The sequence below is a fragment of the Robbsia andropogonis genome, assembly GCF_000970345.1.
In the GTDB taxonomy this organism is placed as follows: Bacteria; Pseudomonadota; Gammaproteobacteria; order Burkholderiales; family Burkholderiaceae; genus Robbsia; species Robbsia andropogonis.
In genome coordinates, this window is record NZ_LAQU01000109.1 from 1 (window position 1) to 2,945 (window position 2,945).

Consider the following 2,945-nt stretch of genomic DNA (forward strand, 5'->3'; position numbering starts at 1 on the left):
TACCCTTAGCGAGCGCACTAAAGGCGGTGGCGGACTCGGAACCGACTTTGATTGCGATGGTGGATTGATTCCACTTGTAGGGAAGTCACTCACCACGAAGAACACCCGCATTGATGCAGAGACGGAAACGCTACTCGTCGCCGGAACGCTGACTTCAAACGGAAAAGCCGCAGGAAGCGCGACACAGCAGGATGCAGAGAATGGATTGCTGGTCGCTCACGCATTGCGTGGCGAAGGATTTGATGCCAGCGAGGACGGTACGGGGCGCGGCACGCCGATAGTTCCCTGCCAGCCATACACGCTTGCCATTCGAGGCCGCAACGGCGAGCACGCAGTGGAATATCGTCAAGACGGAGTGGCGAATGCGATTTTGACACCCAGCGGCGGGCGCGCGGGCATCGGAGTCGGGGCGATCGCGTTCGATTGCAAGGCTTCTGGGCAAAACGGGTTCGGTGTTGGCGAAATTGCATCAACGCTGCGGAGCATGAGCCACGCTAATTCGAGCGACAACGCCGGCGGACATCAGGCGGCAATGATCGGAACAGCTGTACGCAGACTCACGCCGACCGAGTGCGAGCGCCTGCAGGGTGTGCCAGACGGATACACCAACGTTCCGGGCGCCGCGGATGGCCCACGCTATAAGGCCCTCGGTAACAGCATGGCAATCCCGCCCATGCGATGGATCGGCGAACGCATCGCGGCAGTCGATGCGATTGCAATCGTCTATCAATACGCCACGCCCAGCGATGTTGCTGGTGATGTCGGTGTTGCTGTGGAGGCGCAATGAGCTTGGAGAATGTCAAAAGCCTTGTGAGTGCGATAGCCGGGTCTGTCACGCTGCGCTGGCGTTTCCATAGGGTGCAGCTTGGTAAAACCGCCCAGGTCGCGACCGCGCCTAAAAAACGCAGGGTTGGCACGCCCCTATCCGATGCCATCTATCAAGTCGCGCACGAATGGGCGTATAGCCGCTTTATCACGAAGATGGCGGTTATAGAACGTGATGCCGACCACGTCACGCTTGAGCTCTGCCATACATGGCGCATCACGCGCACCCAGCCCGTTGCCGAGCCTGACTCGGCTCAGACGCCCGTGTGGACTTTTACGCGTTGGAATCCCCTTGAAGGATCGTGGGAAGACGTCGAGGCATCGCACATACCCGCACTGCCTTTGTTTCAACGCGGACGTAGCGGGCTTGCGAAAAATTTGATTGGCCAGGCGTGCGCCCATTACACGGCATGTGCTGTCACGTCGCTTCGCGCCGAGTTCGTACGTCTTGGTTACTCCGATGAAAACATCAACGATGGCAGTTGCCTGGCTCGGGACATCTTATGCGAGGATCGCGTGCGCCACAAAGAGCGATATGAGCCGCTTGCCGTCGCCGGCGGTATCGTCGGTGCCGCGATATGGCAGTTGCTCGATCGGCCGAGCGTCTCGCACGCGTTTCGGATTCATCCGATGGGAGAGTTGAGAGTCCAGGAATACTTGGTGGTCGAGCGCCACCGAGCGGCGATCGACAAAATCCACCGCGAGCATCCCAATGCCATGCCGATCCTGCGCGGCATCGATGCACGGCATTGGGGGGATGCCAATCTGTTTGCCTATTATCGCTGGGCCGATATTCGCGCGACACCCCTGATAGGCCACCGGCAGATCACCTCGAAGCTCGCGTGGAAAGCGTTCATCGCGGCACCTGCGACGGCGCATTCAGCTTGGATGCGGGCGACGTTGCAGGAGCACTTCGGTTTGCCTTTTGATTTGCTCTATGAAGTGCTTGGCCGGTGCCGTCGGCCGGCCAAGGCCACCTGGATCTGCAAGGTTATTTTGGCGTGGCGCACGCGCACGGAATGGCTTTACACAACGACCAGCCAAACCGATTACACCTCGCTCGCGCATCTATGCGACGCCTTCTTCGCGCATGCGGCCACGCTCTCGCGCAAACCCGACGCTACCGTGGCAAGTCAACTGGATCCGAGCGAGATGGCAAACATCTTGGATTGGTGGGCGAATGACGGGCGTGAGCGCGCGCTGCCCGATGCGCAATCGACCTGGGCGTCGATCGCCCGACAAGTAATGCGCTGGGAGCGTGCAAAGCGCGAAGGCGACCCGAACAAGCGCTGGCAGAGCGCCCTTGGGCAAACCACGATCGATGACGTGCTCGTGGTTCCGCTCATAAGCGAGCAGGAGCTCGTCAAGGAAGGTAACGAGATGCATCACTGTGTCGGTACCTATGCTCGTGTGTGCATGACCCATGGTCATCGCATATTTTCCTTACGCGCGGGCGCGGAGCAATCGACCTTGCGAATCATGCCCCATGGCGACGAATGGCGTGTTGGTGAAAACCTTGCGCAGTGCAACGAGCCCCCGGCGCCTGAACTCCTAGCGGTCGGCAGAAAGGTCGCCGCGGCCTATGCGCTCGCAAGTGCGCCCGCCTTGGCGGCTGCCGAGCCGACACGATCGGAGTTATGCGATGCGTAAGCGCTTTGCCTGCGGCCACCGAGGGCTCGGTTGCTATTGTCACCGATGCCAAGCGACGACGAGTGCGGCTCGCAACACGAAGGACGGTACCGTCGCCTCGCGCTTGGCGCTGCTGCGCGAACGTGAGCGCCATGCCCCGATCGGGCTTGAGGCGGCCGCGCACTTGCCGGCGGTGCTTGAGCGCGCCCTCGATGTGTTGGCCTGCCTTGATCAGGGCACCCACCCGCTCGCGCTTGGGGCACGGCGTCTGACATCGCGCCACGGGGATTTTTCCATTGCCATCGGCCATCGATATCGGCTGCTCATCGATGCGACGACATTAAAACCGCTGCGCTTCATGAGTCACGAAACTTACAACGGTTTGGTGTGATATGAGACTGTTTCTCTGCGAAAAGCCTTCCCAGGCAAAAGACCTTGCCCAATTCGTCGGTGCCCGCGAGCGCGGTGCCGGCGCTTTTACGGGTCCCGAC

3 protein-coding genes are annotated in these 2,945 nt (G+C 60.5%); all 3 read left to right on the forward strand.

All coding sequences use genetic code 11. The features are described from left to right. Window positions 1-787: DNA cytosine methyltransferase (locus tag WM40_RS31900; protein WP_236693714.1), on the forward strand; the 787-nt coding region annotated here is incomplete at its 5' end. After that, window positions 784-2,475 carry a PcfJ domain-containing protein gene (locus tag WM40_RS26135; RefSeq protein ID WP_046154501.1) on the forward strand — a complete coding sequence of 564 codons (1,692 nt, stop codon included), beginning with the start codon at window positions 784-786 and terminating at the stop codon, window positions 2,473-2,475. The genes WM40_RS31900 and WM40_RS26135, both read left to right, overlap by 4 nt. After that, on the forward strand, window positions 2,468-2,845 hold the full coding sequence (locus WM40_RS26140; RefSeq protein WP_046154502.1) for a DUF7682 family zinc-binding protein: 378 nt from the start codon (window positions 2,468-2,470) through the stop codon (window positions 2,843-2,845). The genes WM40_RS26135 and WM40_RS26140 overlap by 8 nt, the downstream gene beginning before the upstream one ends. The last annotated feature ends 100 nt before the right edge of the window (window positions 2,846-2,945 follow it).